Source organism: Pedobacter sp. CAN_A7 (genome assembly GCF_015752175.1).
Taxonomy (GTDB): domain Bacteria; phylum Bacteroidota; class Bacteroidia; order Sphingobacteriales; family Sphingobacteriaceae; genus Pedobacter.
Map to the genome: position 1 here is coordinate 377,302 of NZ_JADOUW010000002.1, position 23,327 is coordinate 400,628.

15 protein-coding genes are annotated in these 23,327 nt (G+C 45.2%); all 15 read left to right on the top strand.

Features of this window, described 5'->3' with window-relative positions; translation table 11 throughout:
* The first annotated feature begins 17 nt into the window (after positions 1–17).
* A complete protein-coding gene (locus IWX76_RS07745; RefSeq protein WP_196859335.1) occupies positions 18–2,138 on the top strand; it encodes a bifunctional aldolase/short-chain dehydrogenase in 2,121 nt (706 codons plus the stop codon).
* 15 nt (positions 2,139–2,153) lie between these two features.
* Positions 2,154–3,428 carry a TIM barrel protein gene (locus IWX76_RS07750; protein WP_196859336.1) on the top strand — a complete coding sequence of 425 codons (1,275 nt, stop codon included), beginning with the start codon at positions 2,154–2,156 and terminating at the stop codon, positions 3,426–3,428.
* Entirely contained in the window at positions 3,428–4,813 is a 1,386-nt protein-coding gene (locus IWX76_RS07755) for an FGGY-family carbohydrate kinase (RefSeq protein ID WP_196859337.1), read from the top strand. The genes IWX76_RS07750 and IWX76_RS07755 overlap by 1 nt, the downstream gene beginning before the upstream one ends.
* Positions 4,810–5,544 (top strand): (Fe-S)-binding protein, encoded by a 735-nt coding sequence (locus IWX76_RS07760; RefSeq protein ID WP_196859338.1) that lies wholly within the window; start codon positions 4,810–4,812, stop codon positions 5,542–5,544. The genes IWX76_RS07755 and IWX76_RS07760 overlap by 4 nt, the downstream gene beginning before the upstream one ends.
* A 10-nt stretch (positions 5,545–5,554) precedes the next feature.
* The gene (locus IWX76_RS07765) at positions 5,555–6,937 is read left to right on the top strand and encodes a lactate utilization protein B (protein ID WP_334641478.1); all 1,383 of its coding nucleotides are present in this window, start codon (positions 5,555–5,557) and stop codon (positions 6,935–6,937) included.
* A 4-nt stretch (positions 6,938–6,941) separates the two neighbouring features.
* Positions 6,942–7,532, top strand: a complete 591-nt coding sequence (locus IWX76_RS07770; RefSeq protein ID WP_196859339.1) for a LutC/YkgG family protein — start codon at positions 6,942–6,944, stop codon at positions 7,530–7,532.
* Between the two features lies 1 nt (position 7,533).
* On the top strand, positions 7,534–11,142 hold the full coding sequence (locus tag IWX76_RS07775; RefSeq protein WP_196859340.1) for a DUF4450 domain-containing protein: 3,609 nt from the start codon (positions 7,534–7,536) through the stop codon (positions 11,140–11,142).
* A 3-nt stretch (positions 11,143–11,145) separates the two neighbouring features.
* Complete coding sequence (locus IWX76_RS07780; protein WP_334641481.1) at positions 11,146–12,600, top strand: glycoside hydrolase family 28 protein; 1,455 nt, start codon at positions 11,146–11,148, stop codon at positions 12,598–12,600.
* Positions 12,601–12,603: 3 nt separating this feature from the next.
* Entirely contained in the window at positions 12,604–14,469 is a 1,866-nt protein-coding gene (locus IWX76_RS07785) for a rhamnogalacturonan lyase (protein WP_196859341.1), read from the top strand.
* A 5-nt stretch (positions 14,470–14,474) separates the two neighbouring features.
* A complete protein-coding gene (locus tag IWX76_RS07790) occupies positions 14,475–15,266 on the top strand; it encodes a rhamnogalacturonan acetylesterase (RefSeq protein WP_196859342.1) in 792 nt (263 codons plus the stop codon).
* Positions 15,267–15,385: 119 nt separating this feature from the next.
* Positions 15,386–16,522, top strand: coding sequence for a glycoside hydrolase family 88/105 protein (locus IWX76_RS07795; protein WP_196859343.1), 1,137 nt, complete (start codon positions 15,386–15,388; stop codon positions 16,520–16,522).
* A 1-nt stretch (position 16,523) separates the two neighbouring features.
* Entirely contained in the window at positions 16,524–18,977 is a 2,454-nt protein-coding gene (locus IWX76_RS07800; RefSeq protein WP_196859344.1) for a glycoside hydrolase family 31 protein, read from the top strand.
* Between the two features lie 97 nt (positions 18,978–19,074).
* Complete coding sequence (gene rhaM / locus IWX76_RS07805) at positions 19,075–19,383, top strand: L-rhamnose mutarotase (protein ID WP_196859345.1); 309 nt, start codon at positions 19,075–19,077, stop codon at positions 19,381–19,383.
* An 11-nt stretch (positions 19,384–19,394) separates the two neighbouring features.
* On the top strand, positions 19,395–22,178 hold the full coding sequence (locus IWX76_RS07810; protein ID WP_196859346.1) for a glycosyl hydrolase: 2,784 nt from the start codon (positions 19,395–19,397) through the stop codon (positions 22,176–22,178).
* A 97-nt stretch (positions 22,179–22,275) separates the two neighbouring features.
* A complete protein-coding gene (locus IWX76_RS07815; RefSeq protein WP_196859347.1) occupies positions 22,276–23,307 on the top strand; it encodes a GntR family transcriptional regulator in 1,032 nt (343 codons plus the stop codon).
* Positions 23,308–23,327: the final 20 nt, after the last annotated feature.

Consider the following 23,327-nt stretch of genomic DNA (forward strand, 5'->3'; position numbering starts at 1 on the left):
ATTAAATTATCAATCATATGTCTGTCGAAAAAGACCGTTTTAAACATGTAAGCTATTTATGGGATGAAGCTCATGCTGCTGAACTGGCAGGTGACGAAGTTGCCTTATTACTTTACCGATCTAACCTGCTGGGTGCAGACCTTCGCCTCACCAATTATGGGGGTGGCAACACCTCATGCAAGGCAGCAGCCGTAGATCCGCTGACGGGAGAAACCGTTGAGGTCATGTGGATTAAAGGATCTGGTGGAGACATTGGTACCTTAAAACGTAGTGGCCTTGCCGCTTTATATGTGGAGCGTCTTCGCAACCTGAAGAATATATATAAAGGGATATACCAGGAGGATGAAATGGTGGAGTTATTTAACCATTGCATTTATGACCTGCAATCAAAAGCACCTTCTATTGACACCCCTTTGCATGGTTTCCTACCCTTCAAACACATCGATCACTTACACCCTGATGCAGCCATCGCTATTGCAGCGGCAAAAGATGGTAAGCAGATCACCCATGATTTGTTTCAGGGAACCATCGGCTGGGTCGATTGGCAAAAGCCGGGTTTCGACCTTGGTTTGCAATTGGAGCAATGCTTAAATGAAAATCCAGGGATCCGTGGTATTATGCTTGGCTCACATGGGTTATTCACCTGGGGTGATACTGCTTACGAAAGTTACCTGAATACCCTGGAAGTCATTGAAACCTGTGCCAATTACCTGGAAGAAAACTATGGTAAAAAAGCGCCTGTATTTGGCGGACAAAAACTAGGAAGTCTCATAAAACCTGAGAGAATACAAAAGGCAGCTTTATTGGCGCCTGTTTTACGTGGCTTTTGCTCCAGCGAACGCCACATGGTAGGCCATTTTGTTGATGATGCCAATGTGCTGGAATTTATCAATTCCAATGATTTTGAACGATTGGCGCCTTTAGGAACCAGCTGCCCGGATCATTTCCTGCGCACTAAAATCAGTCCCTTAGTTTTAGACCTCGATCCTCAGGCTGACCTTTCAGATACTGCAGCTTTACAAGAACGTTTAACACCGCTTTTTACTGCTTACCGAGCTATTTACGCGGAGTATTATAATACTTGTAAAAGAGAAAATAGTCCGGCCATACGTGATGCCAACCCGGTGATCATTCTTTACCCTGGAGTTGGTTTATTTTCTTTTTCTAAAGACAAACAAACGGCTCGGGTAGCAGCAGAATTCTATGTCAATGCCATCAACGTGATGAAAGGTGCCGAAGCCATTTCTGAATACACCTCTTTGCCGCGACAAGAAGCTTTTAACATTGAATATTGGTTGCTTGAAGAAGCTAAATTACAGCGGATGCCTAAGCCAAAAGCTTTATCGGGCAAGATTGCTTTAATTACTGGCAGTGCCGGAGGGATAGGAAAAGCGATTGCCAAGAAATTTCTAAATGAAGGCGCCGTAGTGGTAATTAACGATAATGATGCGAACAGACTGGCTAATGCCGACCTGGAATTAGAACGGGAATATGGTAAAGATGCCTATATTACAGTGGCCTTAGATGTAACCAATGGCGAGCAGATTACCAATGCTTATTCAGCTGCAGCACTTGCTTTTGGTGGGGTAGATATTGTGGTAAATTGTGCGGGTTTATCGATCTCTAAACCGATTGAAGAACATACCGACAGGGATTGGGATTTATTGTATGACGTGTTGGTTAAGGGGCAGTTTAAGGTTACACAAGCCGGTGTTTCGGTGATGCGTAAACAACATATCGGTGGCGATGTGATTAACATTGTCAGTAAAAATGCATTGGTTTCCGGACCTAATAACGCTGGTTATGGCTCTGCCAAAGCGGCGCAGTTACACCTGAGCAGGTTAAATGCCGCAGAATTAGGTGCCGATAAAATCCGCGTGAATGTGGTGAACCCTGATGCGGTGATTTCGGACAGTAAAATATGGGAAGGCGATTGGGCAACCGGACGTGCAAAAGCTTATGGCGTTAAGGTAGAAGAGCTGCCTGCATTTTATGCAAAACGCACACTCCTGGATAAAATTATTTTACCAGAGGATATTGCCAATGCCTGTATGGTTTTCGTGGGTGGACAGTTATCGAAGTCGACCGGCAATGTATTGAATGTTGATGGCGGAGTGGCCAATGCTTTTGTGAGGTAATTTAATCTATAAAAAATGGAAATACAGAAACACCAGATTGATCAACATAACCAAGATCAACACCTTGATCATAGACGCAGGTTTAACTTCCTTATAGGGGAGCATGCGGATGTTTACCAAATCATCGAAAAACTGATTAAGTTTCAAATTGCGATTCCAAGCTGGGCTTTAGGTAATGGCGGAACACGCTTTGGTCGTTTTTCAGGCGGTGGAGAACCACGCAACCTGGAAGAAAAGATCCAGGACATCGGCTTACTCCATCAATTAAACCAGTCGAGCGGCGCCATTTCGCTCCACATTCCCTGGGATAAAACAGAAAACTTCGAAGCGATAAAAGGCTTGGCAGATCATTATAACATCCGTTTTGACGCGATGAATTCCAATACTTTCCAGGATCAGGCAGGTCAGGCGCAAAGTTATAAGTTTGGCTCCCTGCAGCATGTAGACAAAGCCGTGCGTAAACAGGCTATTGAGCACAATATTGACGTCATCCGTCAGGGTGTTGGATTAGGTTCGAAGTCGCTCACCGTATGGCTGGCCGACGGTTCTTGTTTCCCCGGGCAGCTGAATTTCAGAAAAGCTTTCCAAAATACCTTATCGAGTCTGGAAGAAATCTATGCCGCTTTGCCGGAAGATTGGAAAGTATTTGTAGAGTATAAAGCTTATGAGCCTAACTTCTATTCGACTACGGTTGGCGATTGGGGGCAGTCGTTATTGTTTGCCAACAAGCTGGGCCCTAAAGCCTTTACCCTGGTTGATTTAGGTCACCATTTACCAAACGCTAACATTGAGCAAATTGTTTCTTTATTATTGATGGAAGGTAAATTGGGTGGTTTCCACTTCAACGATTCAAAATACGGCGATGATGATTTGACGGCGGGAAGCATGAAGCCTTACCAGCTGTTCCTCATTTTCAATGAATTGATTGAAGGGATGGATGCGAAAGGTATTGATCATGCCACCGGATTAGGCTGGATGATTGATGCGTCGCATAACGTAAAAGATCCATTAGAAGATTTATTGCAGTCGGTAGAAGCCATTATGATTGCCTATACGCAGGCCTTATTGGTAGACAGGAAAGCCCTGGAGCTAGCGCAACAGGAAAATGATGTGTCAACTGCACAGGAAATATTGCAGCATGCTTTCAGAAGTGATGTACGTCCGATCATTCAGGAAGCGAGGATACAATCCGGTGGTGCCGCAAGACCACTGGAATTGTACAGAGCGTTAAAAGTAAGAAATACCTTGATTTCAGAACGGGGAAATAAAACAGTAGCCACAGGATTATAATGAGTAAAATACCGGTAATTGTAGTTTTTGATGTAGGGAAGACGAACAAAAAGCTCTTCCTTTTCGACGAAAATTATAAAATAGTTTTTGAACGTTCCGCACGTTTTATCGAGACCTTCGATGAGGATGGCGATCCCTGTGAAAACCTGGAAAGTTTAAGGTTATCTGTTTTTGATTCCCTTCGGGAGGTGTTAAAGCGGAAAGAGTTCGAGATCAAAGCCATCAATTTCTCATCGTATGGAGCAAGTTTTGTTTATATTGATGAATACGGTAAACCACTTGCACCTTTATACAATTATCTGAAGCCTTATCCGGAAGCGCTAAAAAAAGAATTTTATGCAAAGTATGGCGGCGAAACCGCTATTTCCGCCGCAACGGCATCCCCGATTTTAGACAGTCTGAACTCAGGTATGCAGCTATACCGCATTAAAAAAGAACGGCCGGAGTTGTTTAAGCAGATCAAATATGCCCTTCACCTGCCGCAATACCTCAGCTACCTGGTTTCGGGGGTTGAATATTCAGACCTGACCAGTATTGGCTGTCATACCCAGCTATGGGATTTTACTAAAAACGATTACCATGATTGGGTACTCCAGGAAGGGATAGACAAAAAACTGGCACCCATTGCCGAAGCAAGTGACGTTTTTCCTGCCGAGTTTCCAGGCAATCTGTATAAGGTTGGCATCGGCTTACACGACAGCTCTGCGGCACTTATTCCATACCTGACGAGTTTTCATGAACCTTTCGTATTGATTTCTACGGGTACCTGGAGTATTACCATGAACCCCTTTAACAATACCCCTTTGCAAGCTGAAGACCTGCAGCAGGATTGCCTTTCTTATTTGCATTACAAGGGTAAACCGGTGAAGGCATCACGAATTTTCGCGGGTTATGAACATGACCAGCAAGTGAAACGTATTGGGGCTTTCTTTAAACAAGGAATATCCAGGTATAAAAATATGCGGTATGACGCAGGTATCATCGATGAGCTGCTGGAAGAAAGAAAAAAACGGAATGAAAGTCTGCCGGATAACCATAAGGTTTCTGCATTTGGCGCCCGTGATTTAGCTTCTTTTTCATCAGATACGCAGGCCTATCACCAATTTATGCTAGACCTGGTGGTGCAACAAAAGGCCTCTTCCAACCTGGTAATGGGTAACGAAGTGAAACGGATTTTTGTAGATGGCGGATTCAGTAAGAACGTTATTTTTATGAACCTGTTGGCGCGGGTATTTCCAGAAGTTGAAGTGTTTGCGGCCTCTATGGCCCAGGCTACAGCCATTGGTACAGCCCTGTCGATCCACAAACACTGGAATACCAAGCAGATGCCAAATGATATTATTGAATTGAAATATTACGCGACCACACACGACCTTTCCCTATGATTGTAGGTTTATTTATTCCTTGTTATGTGGATCAGTTTTACCCAAATGCGGGTATAGCCACTTACCAGTTGTTAACAAAATTAGGCGTTGAAGTGCGTTATCCTACGGGGCAGACCTGCTGCGGACAGCCGATGGCTAATTCTGGTTTTGAGCACCTCAACCAGGGTTGTAACCAACTGTTTGTCGACAACTTCGGCGAGTACGATTATATTGTATCGCCTTCCGGAAGTTGTGTTTTACACATCAAAGAACATTTACATACCGACGCACAGCCGGAAAAGGCATTGGCCATCAGGCATAAAGTCTATGAGCTGGTTGAATTTCTGGTGGATGTATTAAAGGTTAAAAACCTGCAGGCGAAATTCCCTCACCGCGTAGGTTTACACCAAAGTTGTCACGGCCAACGCGGATTGTTCTTGTCGCAAATGTCTGAGCTCAATGCCCCTTATTTTTCTAAACCCCATGAATTGCTCAGCCAAGTGGGCGGCTTAACGCTAATTCCTTTAGACCGTGAAGATGAGTGCTGCGGTTTTGGTGGCACCTTCTGCGTGGTTGAAGAAGCGGTATCCGTAAAAATGGGTAAAGATCGGGTGAAGGATCACTTGTCGCATAAGGCGGAATACATTACCGGATCCGACATGTCATGCCTCATGCATATGGAAGGCATCTTAAAGCGCCAAAACAGCCCGGTTAAGGTGTTGCACATCGCAGAAATCCTGAATGCAGAATAAACCTAAACCTATGAATGCAGGAATGAAAACACACCCGGAATTAGCCGAAAGTTTTAATAAAGATGAAGCACGTGTCGACTGGCATGATGAAACCCTTTGGTGGATCAGGCAAAAAAGAGATAAATCGGCACATGGCGTTCCTGAATGGGAACAATTAAGGGCCATTGCCTCTCAAATAAAGGAAAACGTTTTGGGTAACCTGGCGGATTACCTGGTTGCCTTTGAGAAAAAGGCTATTGAAAACGGCGTAACCGTTCATTGGGCTGCAGACGCCGCAGAACATAACCAGATTATTCTGGATATTTTAACTAAAAAAGGTATCCGGCAGATGGTGAAAAGTAAGTCTATGCTGACCGAAGAATGCCACCTTAACGAATTTCTGGAACAGCAGGGGATCGGAGTGATTGACTCCGACTTGGGCGAGCGCATTGTGCAACTGGCCAAAGAACCACCAAGTCATATTGTATTGCCATGTATCCATAAGAAAAAAGAAGAAATCGGAGCGCTTTTCCATGAACACCTGGGCGTAGCTTCTGGGGTATCCGATCCACAGGTACTGACCGAGGCGGCGAGGCAGCACCTTCGCGAAACCTTCCTGACCCGCAAAGCGGCTTTAACGGGCGTAAACTTTGCCATCGCAGAAACCGGTGAATATGTGGTCTGCACTAATGAAGGTAACGCCGACATGGGTGCCCATTTAGCAGAGGTACACATTGCAGCCATGGGGCTGGAAAAGATTATTCCAGAACGAAAACACCTTGGTGTATTTCTGCGGCTATTAACCCGCAGTGCCACCGGGCAGCCGATTACTACGTATTCCAGTCATTTTAAAAAACCAAGGCCAGGGCAGGAGATGCATATTGTGATTGTAGACAATGGACGTTCCGTTCAGATGGGCCGCGAAGACTTTAGGGCTTCCTTAAAATGTATCCGTTGTGGTGCATGTATGAACACTTGTCCGGTTTACCGAAGAAGTGGAGGTCATAGTTATCATAATGCCATTGCTGGCCCGATTGGTGCTATTCTGGCACCTAATCTGGACATGGAAAAACATGCTGACCTACCTTTTGCATCCACCCTTTGTGGATCCTGTTCCAATGTTTGCCCGGTTAAAATTGATATCCACCAGCAACTTTATAAATGGCGGCAGGTCATTGTGAAGGAAGGTTATGCCACCAAGTCTAAAACCATGGGCATGCAGCTGATGAATTACACGCTGTCCTCACCAAAAGTTTACCGCACAGCCGGTAAAGCTGGGCGCTGGATGTTAAAACACGTGCCTTTTGCCGTCAACAACGGCCTAAACCCCTGGTATAAACAGCGGAACATGCCTGCCGCACCGCAAGAATCATTTGGCGAGTGGTATAAACGCACGATAAAGGATAAGAAATAAAGACATGAGCAGAGCAAATATATTAGCTTCCTTAACGAAAAATCAACCTGAGCAGGTGCCCCTTCCTTCTTTAATCATGGATCGGGAAGAAATCACTGACCTGCAGGAAAAATTTAAAGCGATGGCAGAAGGTATCGGCAGCAAGGTAATAGAGGTGGCAGACTTAGCGGAAATTCCAGCATGGCTGGCGCAGGAATTCCCTTCCGCCAAACGGCTGGTGACACTGGTGGAGGAATTAGTTTCTCCAACCATAAGTGCCTTTGCCTTAACTAGTCCGCACGATTACGAAGATGTGGACGTTGCCATTTTTAAACCGACCCTAGCGGTTGCAGAAAATTCTGCCTTATGGCTTACCGAAGATTTGATGGGGGTTAGGGTGTTGCCTTTTATTACCCAGCATATCGTGATGCTGGTGGATGTGGCTATCCTGGTTCCTGATATGCATGCGGCCTACCAGATCTTGGGCGATGCTTCATACGGTTATGGTGCCTTTATTTCCGGTCCTTCCAAAACAGCTGATATTGAACAATCACTGGTGTTGGGTGCCCACGGGCCCAGAAGTATGACCGTTTTTATTTACGATAAAACATATTAGTATGCTCTTAAAGCCGAAAGCCTTATTATTCCTGGTTTCCCTTACGTTTATTATTGCGTTATCACCAGCGCCAGCATTTGCACAAGAGTGGCATGGCGAGCAACGGGAGATGCGATACCATCCTGAAGGGGAAGACTTCGTAATCAATAATGGTACCCGGCGATTTAATCGTGCGCTTTATGGCACCAATACGGCTTTTCGCGTGGAAGCAGGTGATTTGCCGGAATTTGCCATGTATATGCCCGGTATGGGTGGTAACCTTAAATTTGCCTTGCAAAAAGGCGGTAAAAGCATTTGGTTGATTGCTGCAAAAGACATTACGGCGCGTTATACGCCAGGCAAAATGAGCTATGTCATCAAGGATCCTTTATTAGGATCAGGAACATTACACATGGTGGTTTTAGCCATGGCTGATGCAGAAGGCATGGTGGTTAAAGCCACAGTTGAAGGTACCGAAAAGGACATTACCTTGTTAGCTGTTTTCGGTGGTGCCAGCGGCAAAAAGTTCTTCCGTTCTGGTGATATGGGTCCTGATCCGGAATCCAGTTTCTACCTACATCCTGATTATTGCAAAACCAATGTATATACCCTCAATCAGGGTGCCTTTAACCTTACTTATGGTGCTAAACAAGATCAAACACTGACGGGCGTCTTTCCGGCGACCTTAAAACTGGGGGATGCCGCAACACTCGATCAGGTGGAAACCTTTGATCAATCGACAAGATCTGCGACACCCGTGGTGACTGCGAAAAAGAAATTGCTTTCGGGCGAAAGTCAGTATTTTCTGATAAAAAATCCTGCGTCCAACCCGGCGCCGGTACAGTTAGCCCAGGCTGCAGGCATTTTTAATGCCGCTGAAACGGCAAGGAAGAAAGTTGCCGGTCAGATCAGCATCAGCACCCCGGATCCATACCTTAACACTTTGGGCGCTGCCATCAGCATTGCTTCAGATGCCATTTGGGAAGACCCATCCTACCTGCATGGCGCTGTTGGCTGGAGGATGCGTTTAAACGGCTGGCGCGGCGCTTATACCGCCGATCCGCTAGGCTGGCATGACCGTGCGAAAACACACTTCAGGGCCTATGCTAAATCACAATTGCTAAGTCCGGCAAGCGGTCCAGTGGTTGCAGATACTGCTTTTCATTTAGCCAGGCATGAAGAAAAAATGGGCACTTCCATGTTTACAGAGGGGTATATCAGTCGCGACCCGGAAGGAAAATCTTTACGTCCGCATCATTACGACATGAACCTGGTTTACATTGATGCCCTATTGTGGCACCTGAACTGGACGGGCGACCTCGACTTTGCCAGGGAAATGTGGCCGGTATTACAGCGTCACCTGGCCTGGGAAAAAAGAAACTTCGATCCAAATAATGACGGACTTTACGATGCTTATGCAGCCATATGGGCAAGCGATGCCCTGTATTATAGTGGCGGAGCGGTAACCCATAGCTCGGCTTATAACTACCGTGCGCACCTAATGATGGCTAAAATTGCTTCATTAATCGGTGAAGATGCTGGTCATTATGATCAGGAAGCTAAAAAGATATTAACGGGTATCAACAACACGTTGTGGATGCCTGAAAGAGGTGTGTATGCAGAATATCAGGATGGAATGGGCCTTAAGGCCCTTCATCCTGCTGCAGCTTTGTGGACCATATACCACAGTCTCGACAGTGATATTGCTGATCCTTTTCAAGCATATTCAAGCTTGAAATACATTGATAACGAGATTCCTCACCTGCCAATTCTGGCTAAAGGAATGCCGGAAGGAAAATACCATACCCTATCTACCAGTAGCTGGATGCCTTACGTATGGTCTATTAATAATGTTAGCCTGGCCGAATCCATGCACACGGCTTTAGCCAACTGGCAAGCGGGCAGACATGAGCAAGCCTATAACCTTTTTAAAAGTGAAATCCTTGCTTCCATGTACCTGGGTGGTAGTCCGGGAAACTTTGTGCAAATTTCGCATTATGATGCCATCCGTGGAGAGGCCTATCGCGACTTTGCCGATCCGGTGGGGGTTTCTTCCAGGGCACTCGTGAATGGTTTATTCGGTGTAATTCCTGATGCCCTGCATAAAAAACTGGTCATACGACCGGGTTTTCCATCGGACTGGGATCATGCGGCGATCCGCATGGCCGACCTGCATTATAGCTTTAAAAGAGCAGATCATACAGACCGATATACGTTTAAACAAAGTTTTGCTATACCGCTTTCTTTAAGCTTACAGTTGAAAGCACGTGGAAGTTCCATTACGCAGGTGCTGGTGAATGGCAAGAAGTCAAGCTGGACAACGATAGACAGTGCCGTTGGCGAAGCCATGGTTGAAATTGTAGCCGCACCAGCAAGCCAATACCAGGTGGAGATTACCTGGCAGGGCGAGGATTTTGAAAGTCCTAAAGTGGATACTAAATATGCCGCTGGCGATCAGCTGGTGGTAGATTTTAAAGACGCAACCATCCTGGCCCTGAATGATCCACAACAGGCATTCGCCAATACAGCTTTTAAAGGTGGGGTATTTAACGCGATGCTTAGTCGGCAAACAGGGCATCGCACTGCATTTATACAATTAAAAAGAGGGTCCTTTACCTGGTGGCAAGCACTTTCAGTTACCATAAAACCATCGCTAAGTCTGTTGCCAGCAGCTAAACAAGTGAAAAACCAGTTATTATTTACACTGATTAATAACAGCAACAAAGTCATCAAAGGAACACTGAACGGTACTGGATTTGAAAAAGAAATCAGCCTGAAAGCAAAAGAAAAAGCGGAGCTTCACCTTACCCATAACGACGTGTCTGTAGGTCGCAATGCCTTTAAATTTACAGCAGCGAACAAGGAAGTAAATTTATTGGAACTGACGAACTGGGATGTCGATAAACCGGTGCCTGGGCAACGTACAGTTGACTTATCGAGCTTTTTTAACGATCAGGTGACCCAGATCTTTAAGAACAAATACTTGAGTCCGCGGCCAACAGCAGGACCAACCTTACAAATACCATGGCAGGGGCTTGGCGACTGGCCACATGCCATGGCTACTGCCGACATCGATGATAGCGGCTTACGACAGTTAGCGGGAGAAAATAACCAGATTACCCTGCCGCAGGGCATCTGTTTCAGCACTCCGGGAGAAGCGCAGAAAAAGAACATTCTGTTTACTTCTCAATGGGACAACTACCCCACAGAAAAGGTGGTTCCTTTGACTGGCAGTGCTTCCCATGCCTATTTTCTGATGGCAGGATCCACCAATCACATGCAAAGTCAGTTTGATAATGGCCAGGTGGTGGTTACCTATATGGACGGCACCACGGCTGTGCTCACCTTGAGAAATCCGGAAACCTGGTGGCCTATTCAGGAAGATTATTACATTGATGGTTTTGCCTTCCAATTAAAAACACCCCCACCAGTAAGGGTACATTTAAAAACAGGTAAAATGGTAATGGGTGCAGCACCAGAAGCAAAAGTTGGTGAGCAAATCATTCCAGGCGGCGCGGCTACCGTGCTCGATCTTTCCTTAGACCCTAAAAAAACATTAAAAAGTCTCACGTTAAAAACCCTGGCCAACGACGTTGTTATTGGACTCATGGGTGTCACCCTAATTAAATAAGTCATGATAAGAAATTCATTATGGTCACAACCGCTGAAGTCACTAAGTAGTTTATTCTTACTGGTGATGTTTTGCGGATTCACCGTTCAGGCACAATCCTATAAAAGCTGGGTAGACAAAGTGGGTGCAAGAAAAGTACCGTTAAAAACGAAAGTGTTTAAGGTGAACAGCTATGGAGCCAATAAAACAGGAAAAAGCCTTACGACAAAAGCCATCCAGCAAGCCATTGATGCTGCCTCGGCAGCTGGCGGTGGCCTGGTTACCTTCGAACCTGGAATTTATTTAACAGGATCTATTTTTGTCAAAGCAGGCGTTAACCTGCGCATCGATAAAGGGGTGGAGGTTCGCGGAAGTGAAGACATTAAAGATTATCCGGAGATCGATAGCCGCATTGCAGGTATAGAGATGAAGTGGCCAGCCGCATTAATCAATGTGCTGGAACAGAAAAATGTGGCCATTACGGGTGCAGGACTGGTTAATGCGCAAGGCAAGGTGTTTTGGGACATGTATTGGAATCTGCGCAAAGCTTATGAACCGAAAGGCCTTCGCTGGGTGGTCGACTATGACGCCAAAAGACCCCGGACGGTGCTGATTGCCGAATCATCGGATGTTACGTTGAAGGGTTTAAACTTACAACAGGCAGGTTTCTGGACCGTACAGGTGTTATATTCAGATCACATTACCGTTGATGGTTTATTGATCCAGAACAATGTAAATGGCCATGGCCCAAGTACTGATGGCATTGACATCGATTCCTCGTCATGGGTACTTATAGAGAATTGTGATATTGACTGCAATGATGATAACTTTTGCCTGAAAGCTGGGCGCGACTGGGATGGCCTTCGGGTAAATAGGCCTACAGAATATGTGGTGATCAGGAACAGCATCGCCCGTCGTGGTGCAGGTTTGCTTACCCTGGGCAGTGAAACGTCGGGAAGCATCAGGCATGTGCTGGCAACCAATTTAACAGGTGATGGCACCTCTAATGCACTGAACATTAAATCGGCCACTACCCGTGGTGGAACCGTAGAAGACATCTATTTCGAAAATATCAATATGAATAATGTGGGTACATTCTTACAGGTGAATATGAACTGGAACCCTACCTATAGCTATTCATCCTTACCTGAGGGCTACAAGGAAGAAACACTTCCGCCACATTGGAAAAAATTGCTGGCTAAAGTAACACCAGCGGAAAAAGGTATCCCCACTTTTAAAGACATTTATATTTCCAACATCAATATTCAAAGTTCAAAACGTGCAGTTAACGCCACAGGGTTGGAGCAGTCGGTATTAAAGAACTTTAACCTGCAGAACGTTAATGTGAATGCAGCCGTTGCCGGACAAATTGACTATGCTGAAGGCTGGAAATTTACCAACGTCAACATTGTAGCAGAAGACGGTAGCAAATTACAGGTTTCGAATGCAACAGACATGAAGCTGGACCTCAAAAAATAAACCATGCAAAAGCTCGCGTTATTTACAGTGTCAACTCTTTTCCTTGCTTTTTCGGCCACCGCACAGCGCCAAATGGAATACCTTAACCGGGGTATGGTGGCGGTGCATCAGGGAAATGACTCCGTTTACGTTGGCTGGCGGATGTTAGGCACAGAGCCTGAAAACATCGCTTTCAACTTGTATCGCAGTACTGGAAAAAATGCTGCGGTTAAACTTAATGAAGTACCCATCACAGCAACCACCGATTACCTGGATACCAAAGTAGACCTTGACCATGTTAATGCCTATCATGTACGCCCGGTAATTAATGGCAAAGAAACAACAGCAAGCGAGGCTTTTAAACTTCCCGCCAATGCAAAAGCTGAGCCTTACCTCACGATACCATTAAAAACACCAACAGGTTATACACCCGGTGATTTATCGGTTGGCGACCTGGATGGTGACGGGACTTATGAGCTGATTGTTCATCAAACGGGTCGGGCACGTGACAACTCACATGATGGTTTTTCCGATCCTGCAATTTTTCAGGCTTATCACCTGGATGGCCGTTTATTATGGGAGATCAATCTGGGTATCAACATCAGGGAAGGTGCACATTATACCCAGTTTATGGTGTACGACCTGGATGGCGACGGCCTGGCCGAATTTGCCTGTAAAACTGCCGATGGTACAAAAGATGGTGAAGGAAAAATTATAGGTGACCCTAAAAAAGACTGGCGCAATGAAACGGGCAGAATACTTGACGGGCCCGAGTACTTTACGATATTTAATGGTAAAACCGGTGCTGCCATGGCTACAACAGGCTATATCCCGGGCCGCGGCAACCTTGGTGGCTGGGGTGGTGTGGGTGGCAACGGAGGAAATGATCAGAAAGGTAACCGCGTAGACCGCTTTAATGCGGCAATTGCTTATCTTGATGGCGAAAGACCCAGTATAGTGATGTGCCGTGGTTATTATGGTCGTACCGTGCTTGCGGCATGGGACTGGAGTGATGGCAAGCTGACTTCCCGCTGGATATTTGATACCAAAGATAGCAACAATCCATATTCAGGTATGGGGAACCATAACCTCTCCGTAGCGGATGTAGACGGCGATGGCAAGGATGAGATCATTTATGGCGCCATGTGCGTTGATGATAATGGAAAAGGATTATACACCACAGGTTTACGCCATGGTGATGCACTGCATGTTAGTGATTTGGACCCTCGACGGCCAGGGCTGGAAGTATTTGGGGTACATGAAATTGAAGAATCAACCAAAGGGCCGGGGGTGGCACTTTTTGATGCTAAAACCGGAGAAATCTTATTTTCTGCAGCGCATGATACAGATGTGGGCAGAGGTGTGGCGGCAAATATTGATGCTACACGTGAAGGCGCACAGTTATGGTGGGCAGGAGGTGATGGCTTGTTTGATATGAAAGCTAATAAAATCGGGGAACAACCTTCCTCTACAAATTTCCTGGTGTGGTGGGATGGCGACTTATCCAGGGAACTGCTTAGTGGAATCCAAATTGATAAATACAATGGCGGCCGTTTGCTAAAGGCAGAGGGCAGTGTAGCTAATAACGGCAGCAAATCAACACCGGCATTAAGCGCGGATATCCTGGGCGACTGGCGGGAAGAAGTTATTTTTCGCACTGCCGATAACCAGGCGCTGCGGATTTATACCAGCACCATTCCCTCGCAATATAAACTATATACCCTGATGCACGACCCGCAATACCGTTTAAGTATTGCCTGGCAAAATGTGGGTTACAACCAACCACCGCATACCGGCTTTTACCTGGGCAAAGGCATGAAAAAAGCGCCCAGACCAGCGATAAAAACCACCCCTCATTATAGCACAACCGTTATTAACCCTTTAAAATAAAATATATGTTCCTACAAAAGAAATTAATTGGCTGTTTGCTGATCGGTATCCTGATGATCTCGGCTGCATTTATCATGCGGAAAGAAACACCTACCTTATTTCTCATCGGTGATTCTACCGTAAAAAGTGGCAAAGGGAAGGGCGAGGGCGATATGTGGGGCTGGGGTAATTTTATCGGTGAGTATTTTGACCAGGGGAAAATTAACCTTGAAAACCGTGCTTTAGGTGGTACCAGCTCACGCACTTTCCAAACCCGTGGTTTATGGGACAGTGTTCTGGTTAAAATTAAACCCGGCGATGTGGTGATGCTGCAGTTTGGTCATAATGACGGCGGTCAGCTTGATGATACCGCACGTGCACGTGGAACCATTAAAGGGGTGGGCATGGAAAGCAAACACATCTACAATCCCATCTTAAAGAAAAATGAAACCGTTTACACCTATGGCTGGTACCTGCGTAAGTTTATTGCAGATGCCAAAGCAAAAGGTGCCATTACCTATGTTTGTTCGCCGATCCCAAGAAATAATTTTAAAGAAGGTAAAGTGGTCAGAAGCAACGATAGTTATGGCCTATGGGCAAAACAGGTGGCGCAAAGCGAGGGTGCTTTTTTCATAGACCTCAACAACATTACCGCAGATAAATACCAAAAATCAGGACCGGATGTTGTAGCTACTTATTTCCCATCTGACCATACCCATACCAATGCTGCCGGGGCAAAAGTCAATGCCGCTTCGGTGGTCACAGGTTTGCGTGCACTAAAGAAAAGCCCATTGAATAAATACCTGCTTAAGCCTTAACAGCAGGCTGTAAATAAGATGTTACAGCCAAACAGGATACTACAGGTTGCCATATTGAATGTTTAGCCCTAATATAGCGGATAACAACCAAATATATAACAAGCGTTTAATAGCACCTTATGAACCATCTCTTAAGATTTAGCAGTATCCTTTTTCTAGGACTGACCACTTGTTTGTCGCAGGTTTCTGCACAAAAAACACCTTCAAAAAAGTCTGTCATGAAGGCCATGGTGAAAACCAATGCCTATTTTATGAATAAATGGCCCGATCCGGGCATATCCATTACCACGAATATAACCCGCCCAAGTAATATCTGGACCAGAGCCGTTTACTATGAGGGTTTAATGGATATGTATAAGTTAAATCCAGATAAAGCCTATTACAATTACGCCGTTGAATGGGGTGAAAAACACAACTGGGGCTTACGTGGAGGCACCAGCACCAGAAATGCCGATAATCAGGCTTGTGGCCAGACTTACCTGCACCTGCATGATATAGAGAAACACCCGGAGCGTATAAAAGACATTAAAGCGTCGATGGACTTGATGATGAAATCAGGAAAGGTGGATGACTGGACCTGGATTGATGCCCTGCAAATGGCTATGCCGGTTTTTGCCCAATTAGGGAATTTAACAGGCGATAATGCTTATTATGAATACATGTACAAGATGTACATGCACTCGAAAGAAGTAGAAGGTGGCGGTTTATATAATAAGGCCGATGGCCTGTGGTGGAGAGATAAAGATTTTGTGCCGCCTTACAAAGAGCCGAATGGTGAAGACTGCTATTGGTCTAGAGGTAACGGATGGGTAATTGCCGCCTTTGTAAGGGTATTGGATATTATGCCTGAAGATGCACCGCACCGAGAAGAATACTTGAAAACCTATAAAGAAATGCTTGCGGCACTTGTGCCTTTACAAAGACCTGATGGCTTCTGGAATGTAAGTTTACATGATCCTACCCATTTTGGTGGAAAAGAAACTTCGGGAACAGCGTTATTCGTTTATGGCATGGCCTGGGGAATTAACAAAGGGATTATATCATCAGAAACGTACAAACCAGTATTGGTTAAGGCATGGAATGCGATGACTAAAGACGCCATTGCTAAGGATGGTTCTCTGGGGTACCTGCAAGGAACCGGTAAAGAGCCAAAAGATGGACAGCCGGTAACCTTTACCAGCAGACCTGACTTTGAAGATTATGGACTGGGTTGTTTCCTGCTTGCAGGAACAGAAGTTTATAAAATGAAGAAATAGCATGATCAACAAACCCCTTTCTTTTTTATGCATCTTGTTTTGCCTTCCCTTTATTGGAGGCGCTCAAGAAGCAGGTAATTATAAAACTGCTTTTAAAAAGCAGGATAACGAGGTGAGCTTTGAAACCACCACCGCAAAGGTAAAAATAGACTTCTGTAGCGACGGTGTGTTCAGGGTGCGTAGCACCTGGAACGGGCAGTTTGAGTCGAATGAAAACCTGATGGTGATTAAATACAACTGGCCCGCCGTACAAGCTACAGCAGAAGAAAAGAAAGATCATTTCCTATTGAGCACATCACAACTGGATATTAAAATCACTAAAGCGCCATTTTTGATCAGCGTATTTGATAAAAAAGGTAGGCTGTTATCAGCAGAAACTGGTGCCAGGAGTGGCATGGCAAAAAAGGGCGATACCGTTGGGGTAGTCAAAGCCATGCAGGGCGATGAACATTTCTTCGGCTTTGGCGAACGCATGGATTTCCTGGACCGGCGCCATAAAAAAGTACGTTTAGATGTTGGTCGTGGCAAGGGTTTACCCCATGCCATCGGCGCCTACAATATTTTAGAAGCTAATTATAGCCCGGTTCCCTTTTTTATGAGTACCCGTGGTTATGGCATTTTTATGCATAATTCCTTTGCCACCAACTGGGACATGGGGGCTACCCGAAAAGACCAGTATAGTTTTGAAGCGGTAGACGGAGAAATGGACTATTACTTTTTCTACGGTCCTGATTTCCCAACGCTTTTGAACCATTATACCCAACTGACGGGTAAATCGCCGATGTTACCTGATTTTGCTTTAGGACTACATGTGGGCACCTATGCTGGTGGAACCTGGGGCCATGAAGACGAAACTTCCGGAGAATATGTGGTAGCCCTGGCCAAACGCTACAGAGAAATGGGTATTCCCGCAGATCTCTTATGGATTGACTCTACCTGGCGTTTATTTGGCGAGAATGGGGGTAAAGGGGCAACCTCTTTTGAGTGGCGCGAAACTTTTACCAATCCTAAATCCATGTTCGACAGCCTTTACGCCATGGACTATAAAATGGTTGGCCTGCATGTGAGGCCGCGTTTTGATAATGCTAAAAAGTTAAACCTGTTAGACCAGGCGCGTGAAAAAGGATATACCTATCCCGAGGACGGCAAGCCAGGCGAATTTGTCAATTTCTTCGATGAAAAAGCGACAGACTGGTGGTGGAAAAACGGCGTGATGCGCGTAGCTTCCATGGGCGCTAAGTTTCTGAAAACTGACGAAGGCAGTGCCTTTGGTGCTTTGGCTAATGAAAGCGATAAAGTTGGTCCCACAGGTAAAGAAGCGGAACGTTTACATAATCTTTTTCCTTTGGCTTATGCAAAAGCCCCTTTTGAGAAATTTCAGCAGCTGAATAAAATGCGTGGCTTGAACCAGACCCGCGAAGGTTACGCTGGGATACAGCGGTATCCCTATTTGTTTGCGGGCGACTGGCCTAGTGAGTGGCAATATTTTGCGCCAGTCATCAAAGCAGGTTTAAATATTGGTTTATCAGGTATTGGCTCCTGGGCACATTGCATGGGTGGATTTGAGCACATTGCTGATCCCGAATTATTTATCCGCTGGGTGCAGTTCGGCATGTTCAGTCCCATTGCCATGGTCTTCGGGATGGACCATCCAGGTTATAAGGAACCATGGAATTATGGTAATGATGCGCTGCGGAACTTCAAAAACTACGACGTATTACGCTATCGCATGATCCCTTATCTTTATACGGAAATGTATGAGCAGCATACTACAGGTAAACCCTTAATGCGTGCTCTGGTACTGGATAACCAGGATGATGAGAATACTTATGAAATTGCCGACCAGTATATGCTTGGTAAACAATTGCTGGTGTGCCCGGTAACCACCAAAGGTGCAGTGACCCGTTCTGTGTATTTACCTAAGGGAAATTGGTATAACTATTGGACCGGCGAAAAACACAGCGGTGAACAGTATGTACATGTGGTAGCGCCTTTAGATACCATCCCACTCTTTGTTAAAGGTGGTGGCATTATACCCATGCAGCCTCAGATGGCTTATAGTGGAGAAAAGCCTGTTGACGTCATCACCTTAGCCATCTACCCGGACAAAAAATCAGTGTACAGCCTGTATGAAGACGATGGTTCTTCCTTGGCCTACCAGCAAGGAGCATATGCGCAAACAAAAATTACCGCAGATTTACAGGCTAATCAATTTAACTTGGCTATTGCCAAACCTGTCGGTAAATTCAACCCTACTAAACATACCTATCTGGCAAAAATTTACTGGCATGGCAGCAAGCCTAACGTAGTGCAGGAGAATGGAAAAAAGCTGCAGGAAGCGACGGCCGTATTGGATGGTAAACAGGCAGGATGGTATTATGATGCCCAGACTAGACTGCTTTGGATAGCTAGTCAGCACAGCAATAGCGACAACATTGATTTAACTGTAAAATAAAATAGGTTTTATCTATTGGTATAAACAGTAATTGAAAATCATTGATACAATACCTGCAATAAAACAATGCTTCAACACGCTTAAAACAAATATAAAGATGAAAGTAGCATTTAAAATGAAGCTAAAGCCTGGCTTTAGGGATGAATATAAAAAAAGGCACGATGAAATCTGGCCAGAACTTTCTACCTTGCTTCGCGCCAGTGGGGTAAGTGATTACACCATTTTCCTGGATGAAGAAACCGATAACTTGTTTGCCGTACAGCAAAATAGTGGTTTAGGTTCACAGGCATTAGGCGACAATGAACTAGTGAAAAAATGGTGGAACTATATGGCCGATATCATGGAGACTAATCCTGATAATAGTCCGAAAAGCATTGCCCTTAAAACGGTATTCCACCTGGACTAACAAAGAATAACATGAAAAAGACACTACTGGCCTTTGCGCTGTTTCTATGTGCTCAACAAGGTGTTGGACAAGTAAATACTAACCCTTCCAGTCCATGGCCAGTGGTGCAGAAAGAAATGAAACCCTGGACCCGCTGGTGGTGGATGGGTAATGCGGTAGATCAGAAAGGTCTGGAAGCTGCTTTAACAACGTACCAGCAGGCCGGTATAGGTGGTGTAGAAATAACGCCTATTTATGGCGCAAAAGGTTTTGAAGATAAATACATCGACTACCTGTCGCCGAAATGGATGGAGATGCTCCACTTTACCGTAACTAAAGCCAATGCTTTAGGCATGGGGGTAGACATGAATACCGGTACGGGCTGGCCATTTGGCGGACCGCAAATCACACCGGAATATGCCGCATCTAAGTTTTTTGTGCAACAATACAAACTTCCTAGAGGGAGATATTTAGACATCCCCATAGAACCCGCAGATGCGAAACAGCGTGCAGCAGGGGCTACCTTAAACGCCCTTACGGCCTATGGTCCGGGGGGAAAGGTAATCAGCCTCGGTGATCGTGTTGATACCAATGGGCAGCTGATTTGGAGAGACAACTCTTCAGAATACGAACTCTACGCGTTATTTTCTGGCAAAACTCTGCAGCAGGTTAAACGCGCCGCGCCAGGCGGTGCCGGACTCACCTTAGATCATTTGGATAAAACCGCTGTCGATGTATATTTAAAGCGTTTTGATGAGGCTTTTAAAGGTGAATCACCAAAAATCAGGGCTTTTTTTAACGACAGCTATGAAGTTTATGGCGCCAACTGGACACCTACATTTTTGGAGACCTTTAGGCAGCAGAAGGGTTACGACCTGGAGAAACACCTCAAAGAACTAAGTGGAAAAGATTCTACCAGCGCTACCGTAGGCAGGATTAAATCTGATTACCGTGAAACCATGAGCCAAATGCTGTTGGATAACTTCACTAAAAATTGGAGCAACTGGGCACACCGCTACCAGGGCATGACTAAAAACCAGTCGCATGGCTCACCGGGTAATTTAATTGACCTTTATGCTGCGGTAGATATTCCCGAAACAGAAACATTTGGTTCCAGTTATTTCCCTATCCCAGGTTTGAGGCGCGACAAAGCTGATATCCGTAATGTGGATCCCGACCCCATGATGAGTAAGTTTGCCAGTTCGGCAGCACATGTAACAGGCAAAAAGCTCGTGTCATCAGAAACCTTTACCTGGCTTACAGAGCATTTTAAAACTTCTTATGCGCAAGCAAAACCAGAGGCCGAACAGCTCTTTCTGGCAGGTATTAATCATATTTTTTATCACGGTACCACCTATACACCACCCAATGTTCCCTTTCCGGGCTGGTTATTTTACGCCTCCATGAATGTAGTGCCGGCAAATAGTTTATGGCCACATTTAAAAGGTATGAACGACTATTTTACCCGTACGCAGTCAATATTGCAGTCGGGCATTTCAGACAATGAATTGCTTATTTACTGGCCGGTTTACGACCAGTGGGGCAAGCCTAAAGGCTTAGATATGCCCATGAAAGTTCACGATGTGGACGTATGGCTGCACCCAACGGAGTTTTACAAACAGAGTATGGAACTGCAAAAAGCAGGTTATGCCTTTGATTTTGCGTCAGACCTGGTGTTAAAGCAGTCCACGGTAAGCGGTAAACAAGTGCAAACCGCAAAAACAGCTGCACCTTACAAAACCTTAATTATTCCGGCGACCGGACTGATGCCTGTAGAAACCTTATCGGCTATTTTATCCTTGGCCAATGCCGGAGCAACAGTTATTTTTCAGCAATTGCCACAAGATGTGCCGGGCTTAAGTCAGCTTGCCGGGAAGCAGCAGCGATTTAAACAGTTACTAGCTGGTTTAATGCTTCAGGAGGCTACTCCGGGCTTGCAACGTGCGCAACATGGTGCCGGCGAAGTTATCGTGTCTGGTGACCTTAAAAAAGCCTTGGCCTTTAAGCAAGTGCAAGGCGAAGGTTTAGTGAACGGCGGACTTAAATTTATCCGTCGCCAGGTAGCAGGTGGTAAATTTTACTACCTGGTTAACCACACGGCCAAGGCAATGGATACGCTGATTACCCTGAATGCAAAAGCAGGATCGGTGATGATCCTGGATCCTCAAACCGGCGATTACGGTTTAGCAGCAAGCACGGCCAAGGGTGAGCAAACCGAGGTAAAAATTCAACTGGCATCGGGCGAAGCCTTATTTTTAAAAACTAATGACGTACCAGAGAACGCCAAAAACTGGGTATACCTGGATAAGGCCGGTAAGCGCCTGTCCATAGAAAAGGGCTGGAAACTAGAATTTACAGCTGGTGGTCCGGAATTGCCAAAAGCAAGGAAGATGAGTAAACTGGTGTCCTGGACTGATCTGCGCGACGACAAGGCTACTGCTTTTTCTGGAACCGGTGTTTATACCACCACCTTTAAATTGCCTACAGGTGATGCCAAAGAATACGTGCTCAGCTTAGGTAAAGTGCATGAAAGTGCGCAAGTATGGATAAACGGCAAAGATGCTGGTATGATCTGGAGCCATCCTTTTCAAAAAAGAATCGGGCAGTACCTGGTCAAAGGAAAAAACACCATTAAAATTGAGGTGGTCAACCTGATGGCTAATCGCATCAGGGACATGGACCTGAAGAAGATCAACTGGCGTAATTATAACGAAATCAATTTTGTGAACATCGATTATAAACCATTCGATGCGGCGGGCTGGCAACCTATGCCATCAGGATTAGTAGGGCCAGTGGTGATTACGGCCTATCCATAGTCACCAGGGTCCGGGAACGATTGCATAGTTAAAAATAGGCTTTCGTTTTCAACTTAGCCCTAAACTTTGTAAGTTGATCAATTAGCATAAAAAAGCCATGAAGATCAATGATTTTTTTTCATACTTACAGGTTGATGAGTATTCTGCGGTACCCAAGTATTTGCAGTTGACTAAATCAGTGTTAACGGCCCTGGAAGAAGGCAGGCTGAAGAAGAACGATACGCTGCCTTCCATCAATGAGCTGAGCTATGAACTGGAAATTTCCAGGGATACAGCCGAAAAAGGCTACAAACACCTTAAAAACCTAGGGATTTTAGGCTCTATACCTGGCAAGGGTTATTATATTCTAAATGAGGATTATAACCAGAAGCTGAAAATCTGCCTGATGTTTAACAAGCTAAGCAACCACAAAAAACTGATTTATGATGCTTTTGTGGATGCCATCGGGGAGCATGTTGCTATTGATTTCTATATCTATAACAATGATTTTAACCAGTTTAAAGACCTGTTAACGGCTAAAACTGAACAATACTCTCATTATGTCATCATCCCCCATTTTCTGGAATCCGATGCACATGAATATGAAATCTTAAACACCATCCCCAAAAACAAGTTAATTCTGATGGATAAAATGATCGCTGAAGTTACCGGCGATTATGGTGCAGCCTATGAAAACTTCCAGCAAGATATTTACCAGGCGCTGGAAGAAGCCTTAGTACCTTTAAGTAAATACAAGATGCTTAAGCTGGTTTTTCCGGCGAACAGTTATTTCCCTGTGGAGATTAAAAAAGGCTTTTCTAAATTTTGTCAGCAATACGGTTTCAACCAGAAAGTCATCAGCGATGCCAACCGGGAGCCGATTAATGAAGGTGATGTGTTTATTAACCTTATGGAAGATGACCTGGTTACCCTGATCGAAAGGATAAAAACCACTAAACTGGACATTGGCAGCCAGGTGGGTTTAATCTCCTATAACGAGACACCATGGAAGAAGGTGATTTTGAATGGTATTACCACCATTTCTACTGACTTCAGGAAGATGGGGATCATTGCGGCCAATCTTATCCTGGAAAACTCCAGAAAACAAGTGGAAGTACCTTTCTACCTAACCCTCAGGGCCTCACTCTAACCACCCTTCCCAATAATTTT